Raw genomic sequence first — 17,413 nt, forward strand, 5'->3', positions numbered from 1 at the left:
ACTCTGTGGGTGGGGTGTTCTCGCCGTTGGCAGTCTGAAAATCACCCGTCACGCCCCTCTCCGCGGCCACCCCCTCCGCCACCCCCTCCCGCAGCCCGACCCTCTCGCTGGGGAGGGATGAGGGGTGGGGGGTGGTTGAGGGGGGTGGGGTAGCTGCGGCGCGGTGGGGGGTGAGGGGGTGGGGGAGCTGCGGAACGGGGGCTTCAGATGGCCAGTGCCGGGGTCGGGTGGGTGGCCATGGTTTGTAGCAGGGTTCGGGCGGTGGAGTCGTTCTGGCGGAAGCCCAGGGAGTTGGTGCGGGGGCGGGCGAAGGCCGAGGCGGCGCGGAGGGTGGTGTGGGGGCCCATGGCGGTGCGGCGCGGGTGTGGGGCGCCGTTCAGGGCGGGGTCGATGAGGCGGCTGTCGTGTGGGGAGATCGCGATCAGGCCGGAGTGGTGGGTGTACTCCTCGTCGGTCAGGACCTCCTCGACGACCCGGTGGGTGTGGTGCAGGTCTTGCAGGACGGGGTCCGCGGTGCGGCCGATGGTGTGCTTCGGGAGGTAGGCCTCGATGAGGGCCGTCGCGGTGACGGAGTGGCCGGGGACGGTGGTCCCGGAGGCTCGCCAGGTGCCGTCGGCCTCGTTCCGGGTGATCCGGATGCCCGCGCCGAGGAACCGGACCACGCCGGCCTCGGAGAGCGCGAGCAGCTGGCGCAGCCGGAAGCCGGGCGGGCCGGAGGCGAGGTGGTTGAAGTAGCCGAAGAACCACCCGTCGACCTCCTCCGCGATCGACCGGGCGGTCAGCAGCCCGGAGCCGATCACCCGGGGGAGCTGGCCGAACAGCGAGAGCAGGGCGAGGAACGCGCCGAGGTCGGCGCTGTGGGCGGGGTCGGCGCGGCGGTCGGCGTCGGCGGTGATGTAGGCGCGCAGGTGGGCCTGGAGTTCGTCTGCGGACCTCAGTTCTGTTCCGGCCAGCGGGCGGTCGAGCCGTTCGAAGTCGAGCCGGTCGGCGGGGTCGGGGACGGCTTCGGCGACGAGGGCGGCGAGTTCGGGGGTGTACCAGCCGTACCGGTCGTAGCGGGCGAGGAACCCGGTCCAGGGCAGGGCGGTGCGTTCGGGGTGTGCGTGGAACAGTTCGTGGTAGTAGCCGAAGCCGACCTCCTTGGCCATCAACGGCCAGACGTCGCGGCGCAGTTCGAGCGGCCCTCCGGTGGCGAGGACGGCGTCGACGGCGGCCGCGCCGAAGTAGCGGGGGAGCGGGGCGGGCGGGCCTTGGAGGCGGTAGCCGGTCTTGGAGTGGTAGGGCACGCCGCGCCGGGAGCCGAGGTGGAGTACCGGTTCGCGGCCGGAGGGGTGGTAGCGCAGCCCGTCCGGGGTGGATTCGTAGTGTCCGCCGCGGCCTTCGGTCAGGAGCGTGATCAGGTCGACCGCGGCCAGGCCGAGGCCGCGCAGCACGGTGTGCTCGCCGGGGGCGAGGCCCGTGAGGTCGGCGTCGGCGGTGTAGACGGGCGGGAGGTGGAAGCGGCCGTGCCGGGCGGCGAAGTCGGCGTCGGCGTCGTGGCGGGGGTGCGGGGTGGAGTCGAGGTGGCCGAGGGTGAGGGCGACGTGGTCGGCGGTGAGCGTGCGGTCGCCGAGGTGGACGGTCTGCGGGCCGTCGGCGGGGCCGTCGATCCGTCGGACGGTGTCCCGGTGGACGGTCACGGTGACGTGCGGCGGCAGGTCGGCGACGGCGCGGCGGAACACCCAGTCCAGGTAGGCGCTCTGGGCCCGGCGGGTGGGGAAGTCGGTGGGGGCGAGGGTGCGCAGCTCGGCCCGCACGGCCGGGTCCGCGACCTCCCGGTAGGGCGCGAACCCGTGCCGGCGGCGGGCCCATTCGGCGAGCGAGGGGCCGGGGCGGACCGGGCCCTCGATGGTGGAGTGCTCGTCGGTGAACATCGTGACGTCCTCGGCCATCGAGTTCATCCGCAGCAGCGGGGACTGGTCGTGCCGCCAGATCCGGCCCGCGCCCGGCGGGTGCGGGTCGACCAGGTGGACGTGCAACGGCCGGTCGGCGGGCAGGAGTTCGGGGGCGTTGGCGGCGATCCGCTCCAGCAGCCCGGTGCCGCGCGGGCCCGCCCCGACGATGACGAGAACGCTCATGCCCCGACCACCCGCCGGAGGGCCGCCCGGGCGCGCTGGAGCGGGGTGGGCGGCAGCCCGTCCCGGGTGGCTCCCCTGGCGTAGTGCCGTTCGACGTAGTACTGGCCGACGGACAGGACGGTGGTGATCACCAGGTACCAGATGGTGGCGACCATCAGCATCGGGATGACCTGGTACGACTGCAGGTAGACCAGCTGGACCGAGTACAGCAGGTCGGACACGGCCAGCACGCTGACGATGCTGGTGCCCTTGAGGGCGCCGATCAGCATGTTCCCCGCGGTGGGCACGATCGCCCGCATCGCCTGCGGCACGACGATCCGGCGCAGCACCCGCCACCGGCCGAGACCGAGCGCGGCCGCGGCCTCCAGCTGCCCGCGGTCGACGGACAGGATGCCGCCGCGGATCACCTCGGCCGCGTACGCGGTCTCCAGCAGGGTGAGGCCGATGACGGCGGTGAGGGTGGGCCCGATCAGGTTGACCGTCTTCACGGTGACGAACTCCGGGCCGAACGGGATGCCGAGGCCGAGGGTCGGGTAGAGCGCGCCGATGTTGAAGAAGAACAGCAGCTGGACCAGCGGCGGGGTGGAGCGGAAGAGCCAGATGTAGCCCCAGCTCAGCGTGCGCAGCACCGGGTTGGCGGACAGCCGCATGGTGGCGAGCAGGGTGCCGAGCACGAAGCCGAGGCCGAGCGTGACGGCGGTGAGCCAGAGGGTCAGGCCGAGCCCGTCGAGGACGGACCGCGCGGTGAACCACTCGGCGACGACGCCCCACTGGAAGGCGTCGTTGCGGACGACCGACGCGACCGCCATGACGAACAGCAGCAGGGCGACCGCGGCGGCGATCCACTGGCCGGGGCTCCGGCGGGCGACGATCCGGGCCTCGGCGGTGCCGGGGTCCGGGGGCGGTGCGGGGCGGGCGGTCGGTGCGGGGGAGGGGAGGACGTCCGGCGGAGTGGCCATGGCGGAGGCTCCTGGCGGGAGGCGGGAGGTACGGGTGTCGTCACGTACGGCCGTCACGCCGGCCCGCGTCCCTCAACACGGCCGGCTCTGCGCTCCGCCGTGATCGTAGGCCGCGGCGCGCGCGGGCTGTCAAGGGTGACCAGGAGTCGCGGGAGGACGTCGAGAGATTGCAACAGCGCTGCAATGATGGGCGGTTGACGTACCGCTCGGGCCGCTGGTCAACTTGAGGCCATGTACGCCGAGCAGCTCCTGGTCACCCGCGACCACATCGACTTCGGTCGGGTGTGGTCGGCGGCGTGTCCGGCCTGACCCGGCAGCGGACCGCCGTCCTCCCTCACCGAGGGCTTTCCTGACGGCCTTCCCGACAGCCGTGCGCTGCCGCTCCCCCCGGCCTCACCCACTGCGCTCCGGCAGTTCCCTCGCCCGTCACGTACCCGTGCTCACGGCCGCCCCGCCGCGGCCGCCTCCGGCACGCCCGGATCCGCCCATTCGAAAGGTTCCGCCATGCCCGTCGAGTTCCTCGGCATCGCCGCCACCGGCGACGGTTCGGAGACCACCGCCCGCACCACCGCCGCCTTCGACCGCGACTACACCCTGCGGCTGGCCCGCGCCCACGAGGACCACGGCTGGGACCGCGTCCTGTTCGCGTACGGGGCCGGTTCGCCCGAGCCGGCCGCGGCCGCCGCGTTCCTCGCGTCGAAGCTCGACCGGCTGCAGATCCTGCTCGCCCACCGGCCGAACGTCTCCTACCCGACCTTCGCCGCCAAGACCTTCGCGACGCTCGACCAGATCAGCGGCGGCCGGCTCACCGTCCACTTCATCACCGGCGGCAACGACCACGAGCAGCAGCGCGAGGGCGACTTCCTCACCAAGGACCGCCGCTACGACCGCACCCGCGAGTACATCGGCATCGTCAAGAAGGCCTGGACGAGCCGCGAGCCCTTCGACCACGAGGGCGAGCACTACCGCTTCAACGACTTCGTCTCGGACGTCTTCCCCGTCCAGCAGCCGCGCCCCGGCGTCTCCTTCGGCGGCTCCTCGGACGCCGCCTACGCGGCCGGCGGCGCCGAGGCGGACGTCTACTGCCTGTGGGGCGAGCCGCTGGCCCGCACCGCCGAGCAGATCGAGCGGGTGAAGGAGGCGGCGCGCGCCGCCGGGCGCACCGACGTGCCGCGGATCCAGGTGGCCTTCCGGCCGATCGTCGCGCCGACCGAGGAGCTGGCCTGGGAGAAGGCGCACCGGACGGTGGACGCGATCAGGGCCCGCCGGGCCGGCGGGGAGCTGGTGCGCCGCGGCCGGCCGCTCGGCGCCGATGCTCCGGAGAACACCGGTTCCCAGCGCCTCGTCGAGATCGCCGAGGCCGGCGAGCGCTACGACCGCGCGCTGTGGACCCCGACCGCGGCGGCCACCGGCGGGGCCGGCAACTCCAACGCGCTGGTCGGCACCCCGGAGACGGTCGCCCAGGCCCTGCTCGACTACTACGACCTCGGCGTGGACATCCTCTCCGCGCGCGGCTACGACCTGCTGGACGACGCGATCGACTTCGGCCGGTACGTCATCCCGCTGGTCCGCGAGGAGGTCGCCAAGCGGGACGCCGCGAAGGCGGCCGCGCGGGCGAAGCAGGCCGAGCGCGACCGGCACCAGCTGATCGCGGTGCAGGCGTGAGCGAGCCCGCCCATGCGGTGGCGGCCCGTGCCTTGGAGATCCGGCGCGTCACGGTCGACGATCCCCTGGTCGAGCCGCTGCTGCGCGAGCTGACGCACGAGTACACCAGCCGCTACGGCCCCGCGGGGCAGGTCGAGATGACCCGCTACCCGGCGGACGCGTTCGCCGAGCCGCACGGCCTGCTGCTCCTCCTGCTGGAGGACGGCGGGCCGGTGGCCGGCGGCGCTTACAAGCGCTACGACGAGCACACCGCCGAGCTCAAGCGGATGTGGACGGCCTCGGCGCACCGCCGCCGCGGCCTGGCCCGCCGGGTGCTGGCCGAGCTGGAGCGGGCCGCGCTCGCCGCCGGGTACCGCCGGATCTTCCTCACCACCGGTCCGCTCCAGCCCGAGGCCAGGGGCCTCTACCTGGCGGCCGGCTACACGCCGCTGTTCGACGTCACCGCCGATCCCGTGGCGATCGGCCCGCTGCCGTTCGAGAAGCACCTCTTCCACTAGCGCACGACCGCACGAAAGGCCTTCCGTGAGAACCACTCCCGTCCGCCGCCTGCTCGCGGCCACGACCGCCCTGCTGCCGGTCCTGGCGGTGGCCGCGTGCGGCGCGGACCCGAAGATCCCGGGCGCGCCCGGTGCGAGCCGACTGGCCGCCGCGGCGGGCCAGGACGTCGTCTCCGGGATTGCCACGTCGGACGCGGCGGCCGCCCTGCTGCCCGAGGAGGTCCGCACCGCCGGCACGGTGAGGTTCGGCACGTCCTTCGGCTACCCGCCGAGCGCCTTCTACGCCGACCAGGCCACGAAGAAGCCGGCCGGGATCGACATCGACATCACCGACGCCGCCGCCAAGGTGCTCGGCCTCACCGTGCAGCGCGAGGAGGCCGCGTTCGAGACGATCCTGCCCGCCCTCGACAGCGGCAAGTACGACGTCGGCACCGGCAACTTCGGCGTCACCGCGGCCCGGCTGAAGACCATCGACTTCGTCACCTACATCGACGACGGCCAGGGCTTCGCGGTGCGCAAGGACGACGCGGGCGCCAAGCCCGTCACCGATCTCGTCCAACTGTGCGGGCTGACCATCGGCACCGGCGCCGGCACCACCTTCGAGACCACGCTGAACGCGAAGAAGAACGTGTGCGCCGAGGCCGGGAAGAAGCCGTACGAGGTCAAGGCGTTCAGCGACAGCGGCGCCGTGCTCACCGGCCTCCAGCAGGGCCGGATCGACATCGTGATGTCCACCATCAACGGCCTGCGCTACCAGGCCGCGCAGGAGGCCTCGGGGACGCGCTTCCTCGGCGAGTTCCACCGGCTGGACGTCGGCTTCGCGTTCAAGAAGGGCTCCCGGCTGACACCGGCGTTCCGGGCGGCCGTCAACCAGCTGATCAAGGACGGGACGTACGAGCGGATCCTGCGCAAGTGGGGCGTCACCGACTCGGCGATCCCGGAGTCCCTGATCAGCCCGCCCGAACACCCATGACCCCCGGGTCCGTCGGAAGAGCCCCCGGGCCCGTTGGAGGAGTCCCCGCATGACCGTCACCGACACCACCGCCGTCCGCAGACCCGCCGGCACCGCGCGCGGGCCCGGGCACGTCGACCTCGACGAACTGGCCGGGCTGCGGACCGTCCCGGCCCGGCACCCCTGGCGGCTGGCCACCGGGCTGGCCGCGGTCGTGGTCCTCGCCCAGTTCGTCCACGGCCTGGCCACCAACCCGGGCTGGGACTGGGGCACCTTCCGGCTCTACTTCACCGCCGACGTGATCGTCCGCGCAGTCGGCCGCACCCTCGAACTCACCGCCTACGGCACCGTCCTGGGCTTCCTGCTGGGCGCCGTCGTGGCCGCGATGCGGCTGTCGCACAGCCGCATCCTGCGGACCGTCGCGTGGGCGTACGTGTGGGCGTTCCGCTCGATCCCGCTGATCGTCCAGCTGGTGTTCTGGTTCAACCTCTCCTACCTCTACAAGCGGTTCGGCTTCGGCATCCCGTTCGGCCCGACCTTCGGCGGCTTCGAGACGATGAACGTGCTCAGCGCGCTCGGGGCCGCCGTGCTCGGCCTCGGGCTGCACCAGGCCGCGTTCGCCGCCGAGATCATCCGCGGCGGCATCATCGCCGTCGACGCCGGCCAGCGCGAGGCCGCCGCCGCGCTCGGCATCCCACGCCTCCGCCAGGCCTGGCGGATCGTCCTGCCGCAGGCGATGCGCGGCATCCTGCCGTCCGCCGCCAACGAGGTGATCTCGCTGCTCAAGGGCACCTCGGTGGTCTACGTGATGGCCATCGGCGAGCTCTTCTACCAGGCCCAGGTGGTCTACGGGCGGACCGGCCGGGTGGTGCCGCTGCTCATGGTCGCCACCGTCTGGTACGTCCTGCTCACCACCGTCCTGTCCGTCGGCCAGTACTACGTCGAGCGCCACTTCGCCCGCGGCGCCGAGCGCACCCCGCCGCCCACCCCGCTCCAGCGCGCCCGGACGTTCCTCCGGGGCCCCGGCGCGGCCCGCAGCCCGGAAGGACAGTCGTGACCACGCTGACGAAGACCGAGGCGGCCCCCATGGTGCAGGTCCGCGGCCTGCACAAGAGCTTCGGCCCGCTCGCCGTCCTGCGCGGCGTCGACCTGGACGTCCCGGCCGGATCGGTGACCGTCGTGCTGGGCCCCTCCGGCTCCGGCAAGTCCACGCTCCTGCGCTCGATCAACCACCTGGAGAAGCTGGACCGCGGCTTCGTCGCCATCGACGGCGAGCTGATCGGCTACCGGCGCTCCGGCGACCGGCTGCACGAGCTCAGGGAGCGCGAGGTGCTGCGCCAGCGCACCCACATCGGCTTCGTGTTCCAGGGCTTCAACCTGTTCCCGCACCTCACCGTGCTGGAGAACCTGGTCGAGGCGCCGGTCAGCGCGCTGCGCAGGCCGAAGGCCGAGGCCAGGGCGGCCGCGCTGCGGCTGCTGGAGCGGGTCGGGCTGGCCGACAAGGCGGACGCCTACCCGCGGCAGCTCTCCGGCGGGCAGCAGCAGCGGGTGGCGATCGCCCGGGCGCTGGCCCTGGAGCCCAAGGTGCTGCTGTTCGACGAGCCGACCTCGGCGCTGGACCCGGAGCTGGTCGGCGAGGTGCTCGACGTGATCAAGGACCTCGCCCGCAGCGGCACCACGATGATCGTCGTCACCCACGAGATCGGCTTCGCCCGCGAGGTCGCCGACACCGTCGTCTTCATGGACGGCGGCGTGGTGGTCGAGCAGGGCCCGCCGGCCGAGGTCCTGGACCGCCCCCGGCAGGAGCGCACCAAGGCGTTCCTCGCCAAGGTCCTCTGAATCCGCACCCCTTCAGAAATCCCCTTCCCCGTACAGGAGTTCCGCCATGTCCCTGCCCCGCCGCGCCCTGGTCGCCGCAGTCGCCGCCGTCTCCCTCCTCGGCCTGGCCGCGTGCGGCGGCCCCGCGGGCGCCGAGGCGGAGCTCGCCCCGGCCAAGGGCAGCACCGCGCCGGACGGCACGACGGTCAACCTGACGGCCGACCAGAAGCGCGTCACCACGCCCAAGGTGGACGCCGTCGCGGCGCTCGTCCCAGAGGAGATCCGCAGACGCGGCACGCTGACCGTCGCCGACAACCTCGGCACCACCCCGCCGCTGGAGTTCTACGCCGACGACGACAAGACCGTCATCGGCGTCGAGCCGGACATCGCCTCGCTCATCGGCAACGTGCTCGGCCTCAAGGTCGAGTTCAACCCGGTGTCCTGGGAGAACATCTTCGTCGGCCTGGACGCCGGCAAGTACGACGCCGGCCTGTCCAACATCACCGTCACCGAGGCCCGCAAGGAGAAGTACGACTTCGCCACCTACCGGCTCGACATCCTCGGCTTCGAGGCCAAGAAGGGCAGCGGCCTGAAGGTGACGGGTGCCAAGGACCTCGCGGGCCGCACGGTCGGCGTCTCCTCCGGCACCAACCAGGAGAAGCTGCTGATCGCCTGGAGCGAGGAGGACGTGCGCAACGGCCTCAAGCCCATCGACATCAAGTACTTCCAGGGCGTCGAGTTCTACCTCGCGCTCTCCTCCGGCCGGATCGACGCCTACGTCGGCCCCAACCCCAGCCTGTCCTTCCACGCCAAGCAGAGCGGCGAGACCGAGGTCGTCGGCACCTACTCGGGCGGCGGCGCCGACGTCCTCGGCAAGATCGCGGCGACCACCAGGAAGGACAACGGGCTGGTCAAGGCGCTCAACGCGGCGATCGAGGAGACGATCAGGAACGGCACCTACGCGCAGGTGCTCAAGCGCTGGGGCCTCGCCAACGAGGCCGTGCAGAGCTCCGAGATCAACCCGCCCGGGCTGCCGAAGACCGCGTCCTGATCCGTTCACCCGTTCGTCTTCCCCCGCCGCTATGGTGGTCCGCCCGGCGGCGAACGCCGGGCGGAGGAAATGGACTTGGGGGGAGACATGCAGGCGGGGGACGTGCTCGACGGCCGCTACCGGCTGGAGTCGCTGCTCGGCCGGGGCGGCTTCGGCTCGGTCTGGCTGGCCACCGACGCGCGGATGGGCCGCAAGGTCGCGGTGAAGGTGCTGCTGGAGGAGCACGCCACCGACCGGGAGGCCGTCAGCCGGTTCATCCGCGAGGCCCGGACGGCCGGCGGGCTCGCCGGCCCGCACATCGTGACGGTGCACGACTACGGCCGGGTGCCGGCCGGGGGCGGCTCGGGGTCGGGGTCGGGCGAGACCCACTACCTCGTCATGGAGTACGTCCGCGGCCGCTCGCTCGCCGACGTCCTCAAGGACGGCGTACCCGACCAGGCCGACGCCCTGCGCTGGGCGCGCCACGTGTGCCGGGCGCTGGACGCCGCGCACCGCGAGGGCATCGTCCACCGGGACATCAAGCCCGAGAACGTCATGATCGCGGAGGACACCGGCAAGGCCAAGGTGCTCGACTTCGGCATCGCCCGCCTGCTCACCCAGAGCGCCGTGCTCACCTCCACCGGCAACATCGTCGGCACCGTGCCCTACCTGGCCCCCGAGGTCTGGTCCGGTGCCGGCGCGGACAGCCGGGCCGACCTCTACGCGCTGGGCGTCATGCTGTACCAGCTGTGCACCGGCCGGCGGCCGTTCCAGGCGTCCTCGGCCGCCGAATACATGTACAAGCACCTGGAGGAGGTCCCGGCGAGGGTCCGCACCGCCGACCCGGCGCTCGGCGACCTCATCGCCCAGCTCCTCGCCAAGGACCCCGCCGACCGGCCCGCCGACGCCGCCGAGGTGCACCGCCGGCTGCGCGAGGTCCGCCCCGGCGCGCCCGGCCACGGCGACCCCGGCCCCAGCCCCGAACAGCTGCGCCGGCGCGCCGACCAGGCCTGGCGGCTCGGCGCGGGCGGCGCGCCCGGCGAGGCCGTGGCGATGCTGCCCGGGATCATCCGCGACCTCGCCCGGATCTGCGGCCCGGCCGACCTCCGTACCCTGCGCACCTGCCACGACCTGGCGGTCTTCCTCGCCCGCGACGGCAGCAGGGGCGCCGCCGTCGCGCTGCTGCGCGAGCTCGTCCCGGCCCTCGCCGCCGCCCCGGAGGCCCGGGCCGACGTGCTGCGCGACCTCGGCCGCTGGGAGCGCGAGCTCCCCGCCGAGGGCCCGGGCGAGCCCCGGGCCCTGACCCTCGACGGCCTGCTCGCCGGCGGCCCGCGGAACGGCTGAGGCACCGACGGGGGTGAAGGGTGTCAACCGTGCGGGACGCCGATTCGGGCCTTCCCCGGGCTGTAGGAATTGATAGGAATTCGCTCACCGGGACGGTCTGGATCGCCCGCGGCGCCGTTGATATACCTCGTTGCCAGACTCGGGACCGGTGTGCGGCCGGCCCGGTGACCTGCGACGAAATGGTGGTGACGGATCGATGAAGCTCCTCCGTGTCGGACCCCCGGGCGCCGAGCGTCCGGTCGTGCTGGGCCAGGACGGCACCGGTTACGACCTCTCCGGCCGGACCCGGGACATCGACGGGTCCTTCCTGGCCGGACTGGACGCGGCCGCGCTCGCCCGGGACGTGGCGGCCGGCCTGCTGCCCGAGGTCGACCTCGCCGGGCAGCGCGTCGGCGCCCCGGTGGCGCGGCCGGGCAAGGTGGTCGGGATCGGGCTCAACTACCGCGACCACGCGGCCGAGGCCGGGGCCGCGATCCCGGACGAGCCGGTGATCTTCCTCAAGCCGAGCTCGACCGTGGTCGGCCCCTACGACGAGGTCCTGGTGCCGCGCGGCGGCGACAAGACCGACTACGAGGCCGAGCTGGCCGTCGTGATCGGGCGCCCGGCGAGCTACCTGGCCGGCCACGCCGAGGCGGCGCGGGTGATCGCGGGCTACACGATCGCCAACGACGTCACCGAGCGCGCCTTCCAGCTGGAGCGCGGCGGCCAGTGGGCCAAGGGCAAGTCGGCGCAGACGTTCACCCCGCTGGGCCCGTGGCTGGTCACCGCCGACGAGGTGGCCGACCCCCAGCGGCTGCCGCTGCGGCTCTGGGTCAACGGCGAGCTCCGGCAGGACGGCAGCACCGCGCACATGATCTTCCCGGTGCTCGAACTCGTCCGCTACGTCAGCCAGTTCATGGCCCTGGAGCCCGGCGACGTGATCGTCACCGGTACCCCGGCGGGTGTCACCCTGGGCCACCCGGGCGCGGCGTTCCTGGCCCCGGGCGACGTCGTCGAGATCGAGATCGACGGCCTCGGCCGCCAGCGCCAGGTGCTCGGCAAGGCCTGAGCACCCGCCGCCCGACCCCAGGCACGGGGGTCGGGAGGCCACCCCGGCTCCACCGTTCCACCGCGGCCCGCGCCCCCTACCGCCCGGCCGCCAGCACCGCCCGCAGCCGCTCCGCCCGCGGCGCGTCCGGCCCCTCCAGCGCGAGCAGCGCGGCCAGCACCTGCGCCGTCTGCGGATCGTGCAGCGCCGTCGCCGCCGCCATCGCCGTGAACTGGTCGACCAGCCAGTCGCGCAGCTCGGCCACCGGCAGCGCGCGCCCCTCGTCCAGCCAGCTGAGCGAGGCCCCCTCGACCACCGCGATCCACGACCGCACCAGCAGCGTGAGCCGCGGGCCCGCCTCCCGGACGCCCAGGTGCCGCAGCGTGCGCCGCAGCGCCGCCCGCCGGACGTCGTCGACGATCGCCGAGGTGCGGGCCGTCTCCACCACCGAACCGCCGCGCAGCAGCGCCGAGTAACCGGCGTCGTGCTCGGCGACGAACGCGAAGTAGCCGTCCAGGACGGCCGACAGCTGCTCGGACGGCGTGCCGGTGAGCGGGACGGCGAAGCGGCTGGTCAGCTCGTCGGCGGCGGTGCGCAGCGCGGCCTCGTAGAGCTGCTGCTTGCCGCCCGCGAAGTAGCGGTAGACGAGCGGCCGGGAGGCCCCGGCGGCCTCGGCGACGTCGTCCAGGCCGACCTCCTCGGGCGCCCTGGTGGCGAACAGCTCCAGGGCCACCGCGATGAGCTGCTCGCGCCGCTGCTGGACCGGCAGCCGCCGGTAGCCGGTGCGGCGCGGCCGCGGTCCGGGGTCGGCCGGGGGGTCCGCCGGGCCGGATGCGGTGGCGGGGCGGGCATCCATGGCGCTCATGGCCGTCAGCGTAATGGGCGTCGGGACGATCGGATCCTGTCGGGCGCCGATGTTCTCGAACGGCTGTTTGCGGGTGCCTTCCGAACGGTTGTCGCGGCGCGCGGCCGGTCGCCGCCCTCCCGTGGGCCACCCGTACCGGGGGGCAAGGGGGTTGCATTCGGCCCGTGCCGCGAAATGATGTCCGAATGGTTGAAGAACTGATCACCTCCGACGGCCCCACCCCGCGCCGCATCGCCGACGGCTACGTCCGCGACCTCGCCGAGCTCGACCCGCTGACCGCGGTCTACCTGGGGCTGAACCCCGAGGACGACCGGCTCCCCGACCTGTCCCCGGCCGGCGCGGAGGCGGTCGCCGACCTCGCCCGCCGCACCCTGGACCGGCTGGCCGAGGCCGAGCGGGCCGGCGCCGCCGAGGACGAGGCCGAGCGCCGCTGCGCCCGGCTGCTGCGCGAGCGGCTGACCGCCGAACTCGCCGTCCACGACGCGGGGGAGGGCTACCGCGCGGTCCGCAACCTGGGCTCGCCGGTGCACAACACGCGTGACGTCTTCACCCTGATGGCCACCGAGACCGAGGAGCAGTGGGCGGTCGTCGGCCGCCGCCTGGCCCGGGTGCCGGTGGCGCTGGCGCAGTACCGGGAGACGCTGGAGGGCGGCATCGAGCGCGGTCTGCTCTCCGGCCCCCGCCAGGTCGCCACCGTGGTCGGGCAGTTCGGCGAGTGGCTGGCCGATGGCGACGTGCCGGCGGGAGAGGCGCCGCGAAGCGGCTCGGACGAGGGCGGTGGCGGGCGACGGGGGGGCTGGTTCGGGCAGTTCGTGGCGCAGGCGCCGGAGGCCCTGCGCGAGGAGCTGTCGGCGCACGCCGTCGCCGCCGCGGGCGCGCTGGCCGAACTGCGCGACTGGCTGCGCGACGTCTACGGCCCGGCCGCCGCCGGCACCCCGGACACCGCGGGCCGCGAGCGCTACGGCCGCTGGGTCCGCTTCTGGACCGGCTCCGACCTGGACCTCGACGAGGCCTACGCCTGGGCCTGGGGCGAGTTCCACCACCTGCTCGCCCAGATGGAGAGCGAGGCCGAGAAGGTCCGCCCGGGCGCCGGCCCGATGGAGGCGATGAAGTGGCTGGAGACGGACGGCGAGGGCCTCGCCGGCGCCGAGGCCGCCCGTGAGTACCTCCAGGGCCTGATGGACCAGGCGATCCGCGACCTCCAGGGCACCCACTTCGACCTGGCCGAGCCGGTCACCCGGGTCGAGTCGATGATCGCCCCGCCCGGCAGCGCCGCCGCGCCGTACTACACCGCCCCCTCGCTGGACTTCACCCGCCCCGGACGGACCTGGCTGCCGCTGCTCGGCCGCGAGCGCTTCCCGGTGTGGGACCTGGTGTCGACCTGGTACCACGAGGGCGTCCCCGGCCACCACCTGCAGCTCGCGCAGTGGAACTACGTCGCCGACCGGCTCTCCACCTACCAGGTCAGCCTCGGCGGCGTGAGCGCCAACCTGGAGGGCTGGGCGCTGTACGCCGAGCGCCTGATGGACGAGCTCGGCTACCTGACCGACCCGGGCCACCGCCTGGGCTACCTCAACGCGCAGATGATGCGGGCGCTGCGGGTCATCGTCGACATCGGCATGCACGCCGGCTTCGACTTCCCCGCCGAGTCCCCGTACCGGCCGGGCGAGCCGGTGAGCCCGGAGGCCGCCCGCGAGTTCTTCGGCCGCTACTGCGGCCTGTCCGCGGACTTCCTGGACAGCGAGCTGGTCCGCTACCTGGGCATGCCCGGCCAGGCGATCGGCTACAAGCTGGGCGAGCGCGCCTGGCTGCGCGGCCGCGCGGCGGCGAAGGCGGCGCACGAGGCGCGCGGCGAGGAGTTCGACCTCAAGGCCTGGCACATGGCGGCGCTGTCGCAGGGTTCGCTCGGCCTGGACGACCTGGTCGAGGAGCTGTCGGCGCTGTAGCGGCCGGGCCGTCCGGGCCCCGGTCCGCCGGGGCCCGGACGCACGGTCCGGACGGCGGGGCGCGGACGTAGGCCGACGGTCGCAGGACCCCGGTCGTACGGCCTGGTCCTTTCGTCTCGCACCTCTTATTCCATTGGTCCGATATGGGTCGATTTGGTGAGGTTTTTCCTTGCCATTCGTCCGCATGCGCGTTTGGCTGGAAGGCGACTGCGTGACCTCTCCGTAAGCACTCCGGAAGGCTCGACCAGTGTCTGCGCAAACCGCCACCGGTCATGACGCCGCGGACAGCCGCCGCTGGTGGGCTTTGGCGGTCATCGCCATCGCCCAGCTCATGATCGTCCTCGACATCACCATCGTGAACATCGCGCTGCCCTCCGCCCAGCGGGACCTCGGGATCTCGGACGCCGACCGGCAGTGGGTGATCACCGCCTACACGCTCGCCTTCGGCGGACTGCTGCTGCTCGGCGGACGGCTGGGCGACCTCTTCGGCCGCAAGCGCGTCTTCACCATCGGCCTGCTGGGCTTCGCGCTCGCCTCCGCCGTCGGCGGCGGCGCGACCGGTCCGGCCATGCTCTTCGGCGCCCGTGCCCTGCAGGGCGCGTTCGGCGCCCTGCTCGCCCCGTCCGCGCTGGGGCTGCTCTCGACCACGTTCACCAACCCGAAGGAACGCAGTACGGCCTTCGGGATCTTCGGCGCGATCGCCGGCAGCGGCGCCGCGATCGGCTTCATCGCCGGCGGCCTGCTGACCGAGTACCTGAACTGGCGCTGGTGCCTGTTCGTCAACACCCCGATCGCCGTCGCCACCGCCTTCGCGGCCTTCTACGTCCTGGACCGCGACCACATCGCCAAGGGGCGGCGGGTCAGGCTGGACCTGCCGGGCGCGGTGCTCGGCTGCACCGGTCTGCTCGCCATCGTCTTCGGCACCTCCGAGGCCGTCACCCGCAGCTGGGGCGACGCACTGGTGATCGGCTCGCTGGTCCTCGGCGCGGCGCTGATCGCGGCGTTCGTCCTGGTCGAGCGGCGCACCGCGCACGCGCTGCTGCCGATGCACATCGTCGCGGACCGCAACCGCGGCGGCGGCGCGCTCTCGGTGGGGCTGGCGATGGTCGGCATGTTCGGCCTGTTCCTGTTCCTGACCTACTACCTGCAGGTCATCAAGCACTTCTCGCCGGTGGTCACGGGCGTCTCCTTCCTGCCGATGACGGGCGCGATCGTGCTGAGCTCGACCGGCATCGCGGCCCGGCTGATGACGCGGGTGCCGTCCCGGCTGCTGATCGGCCCGGGGCTGCTGCTCGCGGCGGCCGGCATGGCCTGGCTGACCCAGATGAAGGTGGACAGTCCGTGGGCCGCCATGGTGCTCCCGGCGGTGCTGCTGCTCGGCTTCGGCATGGGCCTGGTGTTCATGCCGTCGATGAGCCTGGCCACCCTCGGGGTCGCCCCGAACGAGGCCGGCGCCGCCTCGGCCACCATCAACTCGGCCCAGCAGGTGGGTGGTTCGTTCGGTACGGCGCTGCTGAACACGGTCGCGGCCAGTGCCACGGCGACGTACCTGTCCACCCGGCTCGTGCGGACGCCGCTGGTCCAGGCGCAGGGCGCGGTGCACGGCTACGTCATCGCGACCTGGGTGGCGATGGGCGTGCTGCTGCTGGCGGCGGTGATCGCGTTCCTGATGATCGACCACCGCCCGGCCCCCGGCGAGGCCACGGGCGTCCCGGGTGGCGCCGACGCCGCCGAGGCCGTTGCCGCTGTGGACGGGCAGCCCAGTGCCAAGGCGGGTGCGACCGCCCCGGCGGAGCGCCAGCGCGCCACCTGAAAGTTTCCGCAAGGTCTCGCAGTCAACCTCCGGCGCCTCCTCGACCCCTGGCCACCGTCCAGGGACCGGGGAGGCGCCGCCGTGCTGCCCGGAAGCCTTCGTCGGTGCGGACGGGCCGGAGTCAACTGCCGCCGGGTGACGGCTTTTCTCATGGAGCTTCAAGTCTCGGGTAACAACTTTTCCAGCCGGAGGCGTCATAGTCAGTGACCGGACAACGCCGCCTCCCGGGCAGGAGAGACTCGCATGGGCCAGCACAGCCGCCGCACGACCCCGCGACGCAGATTCCTGGCTCCGACCCTGTTCACCGCGCTCTCGGCGCTCACGGTGGCCGCCGTCGTGACCGGCATGCACTCGCTGAGCCCGTCCGAGGCGACGGCCGCGAGCAGTCCCACCCGCACCTCCCCGGCGGCGACGGCACCCGCGTCGCCCTCGGCCACCGCGGCTCCCACGACCCCCGCGGCCCCCGCGTCGACGTCACCGCTCGCCGAGCCCACGCCGTCGAGCACCCCGACGCCGACCGCCGACACCCCGACGCCCACACTCACGCCCACGCCTACTCCGACTCCGACTCCGACGGCCACCGCCACCAAGGCCCCCGGCACCCGCACGGTGAACCTCGGCACCACCGCGGCCGCCCCGGCGACCTCCGAATCGTCCACCGTCGGCGCGCTGTTCAGCGGCTCCGTCGCGGCCGGCAACCACTTCTGCACCGCCAGCGTGGTGCACAGCGCCACCGGCAACCTCCTGCTCACCGCCGCGCACTGCCTCACCAGCACCGACGGCGTGGTGTTCGTGCCGGGCTACCGCAACGGCACGGCCCCGTACGGCACGTGGCAGGTGACCGCGATCCACACCACCACCGACTGGTCCCAGAAGGGCGACGTGGACGAGGACTTCGCGATCCTGGAGACGGCCCCCAGCAACGGCCGCAAGGTCGAGGACGTGGTCGGCGCCAACCGCCTGGGCACCGACGAGTCGTTCGGCGCGACCGTCCGCCTCTACGGCTACCCGGCCGACTCCGAGTCCCCGAGCCTGTGCACCAACGCCAGCGACAAGCAGAGCACCTACCAGCGCGTCATCGACTGCCCGAGCTACCCGGCCGGCACCAGCGGCGGCCCGTGGATCGACACCGCGACCGGGGACGTCGTCGGCGCCATCGGCGGCTACCAGCAGGGCGGGGACACCGACGACGTGTCCTACAGCGCCTACTTCGACCACACGATCGCGACGCTCTACTCCCAGGCCGAGGCCGCCGCCTCCGCCTCCTGAAGCCCGCCGCCCGGCCGCCCACCCCGCGGCCGGGCGGCGTCTCCGCCGGCGGGGTCCGGAAAACGACGATGGGGCCCAGACGCTGGGCAAACACCCAGCGGATGGGGGCGG

The 17,413-nt window shown here is 73.4% G+C and carries 14 protein-coding genes; 11 read left to right on the top strand and 3 right to left on the bottom strand.

Annotated features, from left to right (window positions below; all coding sequences use genetic code 11):
- Nucleotides 1–203: 203 nt before the first annotated feature.
- The gene (locus ACFV4G_RS14460) at nt 204–2,117 is read right to left on the bottom strand and encodes an FAD/NAD(P)-binding protein (protein WP_380440068.1); all 1,914 of its coding nucleotides are present in this window, start codon (nt 2,115–2,117) and stop codon (nt 204–206) included.
- Nucleotides 2,114–3,076: an amino acid ABC transporter permease gene (locus tag ACFV4G_RS14465; protein ID WP_380440070.1), complete on the bottom strand. Its 963-nt coding sequence runs from the start codon at nt 3,074–3,076 to the stop codon at nt 2,114–2,116. The genes ACFV4G_RS14460 and ACFV4G_RS14465 overlap by 4 nt, the downstream gene beginning before the upstream one ends.
- A 504-nt stretch (nt 3,077–3,580) precedes the next feature.
- Here ACFV4G_RS14465 and ACFV4G_RS14470 point away from each other — a divergent pair.
- The 8 genes from ACFV4G_RS14470 (at nt 3,581) to ACFV4G_RS14505 (ending at nt 11,430) form a co-directional block, all read left to right on the top strand.
- Nucleotides 3,581–4,741, top strand: a complete 1,161-nt coding sequence (locus ACFV4G_RS14470) for an LLM class flavin-dependent oxidoreductase (RefSeq protein ID WP_380440072.1) — start codon at nt 3,581–3,583, stop codon at nt 4,739–4,741.
- Nucleotides 4,738–5,238, top strand: coding sequence for a GNAT family N-acetyltransferase (locus ACFV4G_RS14475; RefSeq protein ID WP_380440074.1), 501 nt, complete (start codon nt 4,738–4,740; stop codon nt 5,236–5,238). Before ACFV4G_RS14470 ends, ACFV4G_RS14475 begins: the two co-directional genes overlap by 4 nt.
- 25 nt (nt 5,239–5,263) lie before the next feature.
- Nucleotides 5,264–6,211, top strand: a complete 948-nt coding sequence (locus ACFV4G_RS14480; RefSeq protein ID WP_380440076.1) for an ABC transporter substrate-binding protein — start codon at nt 5,264–5,266, stop codon at nt 6,209–6,211.
- 49 nt (nt 6,212–6,260) lie between these two features.
- Entirely contained in the window at nt 6,261–7,247 is a 987-nt protein-coding gene (locus ACFV4G_RS14485; RefSeq protein ID WP_380440078.1) for an amino acid ABC transporter permease, read from the top strand.
- A gap of 29 nt (nt 7,248–7,276) precedes the next feature.
- Nucleotides 7,277–8,029, top strand: coding sequence for an amino acid ABC transporter ATP-binding protein (locus ACFV4G_RS14490; protein ID WP_380440183.1), 753 nt, complete (start codon nt 7,277–7,279; stop codon nt 8,027–8,029).
- Nucleotides 8,030–8,075: 46 nt separating this feature from the next.
- Entirely contained in the window at nt 8,076–9,059 is a 984-nt protein-coding gene (locus ACFV4G_RS14495) for an ABC transporter substrate-binding protein (protein WP_380440080.1), read from the top strand.
- 75 nt (nt 9,060–9,134) lie between these two features.
- Entirely contained in the window at nt 9,135–10,382 is a 1,248-nt protein-coding gene (locus tag ACFV4G_RS14500) for a serine/threonine-protein kinase (protein ID WP_380440082.1), read from the top strand.
- Between the two features lie 196 nt (nt 10,383–10,578).
- On the top strand, nt 10,579–11,430 hold the full coding sequence (locus ACFV4G_RS14505) for a fumarylacetoacetate hydrolase family protein (protein WP_380440084.1): 852 nt from the start codon (nt 10,579–10,581) through the stop codon (nt 11,428–11,430).
- Between the two features lie 76 nt (nt 11,431–11,506).
- On the opposite strand, the gene ACFV4G_RS14510 is transcribed toward ACFV4G_RS14505, so the two are convergent.
- Nucleotides 11,507–12,265, bottom strand: a complete 759-nt coding sequence (locus ACFV4G_RS14510; protein ID WP_380440185.1) for a TetR/AcrR family transcriptional regulator — start codon at nt 12,263–12,265, stop codon at nt 11,507–11,509.
- 194 nt (nt 12,266–12,459) lie between these two features.
- Here ACFV4G_RS14510 and ACFV4G_RS14515 point away from each other — a divergent pair, with 194 nt between their 5' ends.
- From ACFV4G_RS14515 to ACFV4G_RS14525, 3 genes are all read left to right on the top strand, one after another.
- Nucleotides 12,460–14,220 (top strand): DUF885 domain-containing protein, encoded by a 1,761-nt coding sequence (locus ACFV4G_RS14515; RefSeq protein ID WP_380440086.1) that lies wholly within the window; start codon nt 12,460–12,462, stop codon nt 14,218–14,220.
- 247 nt (nt 14,221–14,467) lie between these two features.
- Nucleotides 14,468–16,033, top strand: coding sequence for an MFS transporter (locus ACFV4G_RS14520; RefSeq protein ID WP_380440088.1), 1,566 nt, complete (start codon nt 14,468–14,470; stop codon nt 16,031–16,033).
- Between the two features lie 243 nt (nt 16,034–16,276).
- Entirely contained in the window at nt 16,277–17,302 is a 1,026-nt protein-coding gene (locus ACFV4G_RS14525) for a trypsin-like serine peptidase (RefSeq protein ID WP_380440090.1), read from the top strand.
- The last annotated feature ends 111 nt before the right edge of the window (nt 17,303–17,413 follow it).

Source organism: Kitasatospora sp. NPDC059747 (genome assembly GCF_042732955.1).
Lineage (GTDB): Bacteria > Actinomycetota > Actinomycetes > Streptomycetales > Streptomycetaceae > Kitasatospora.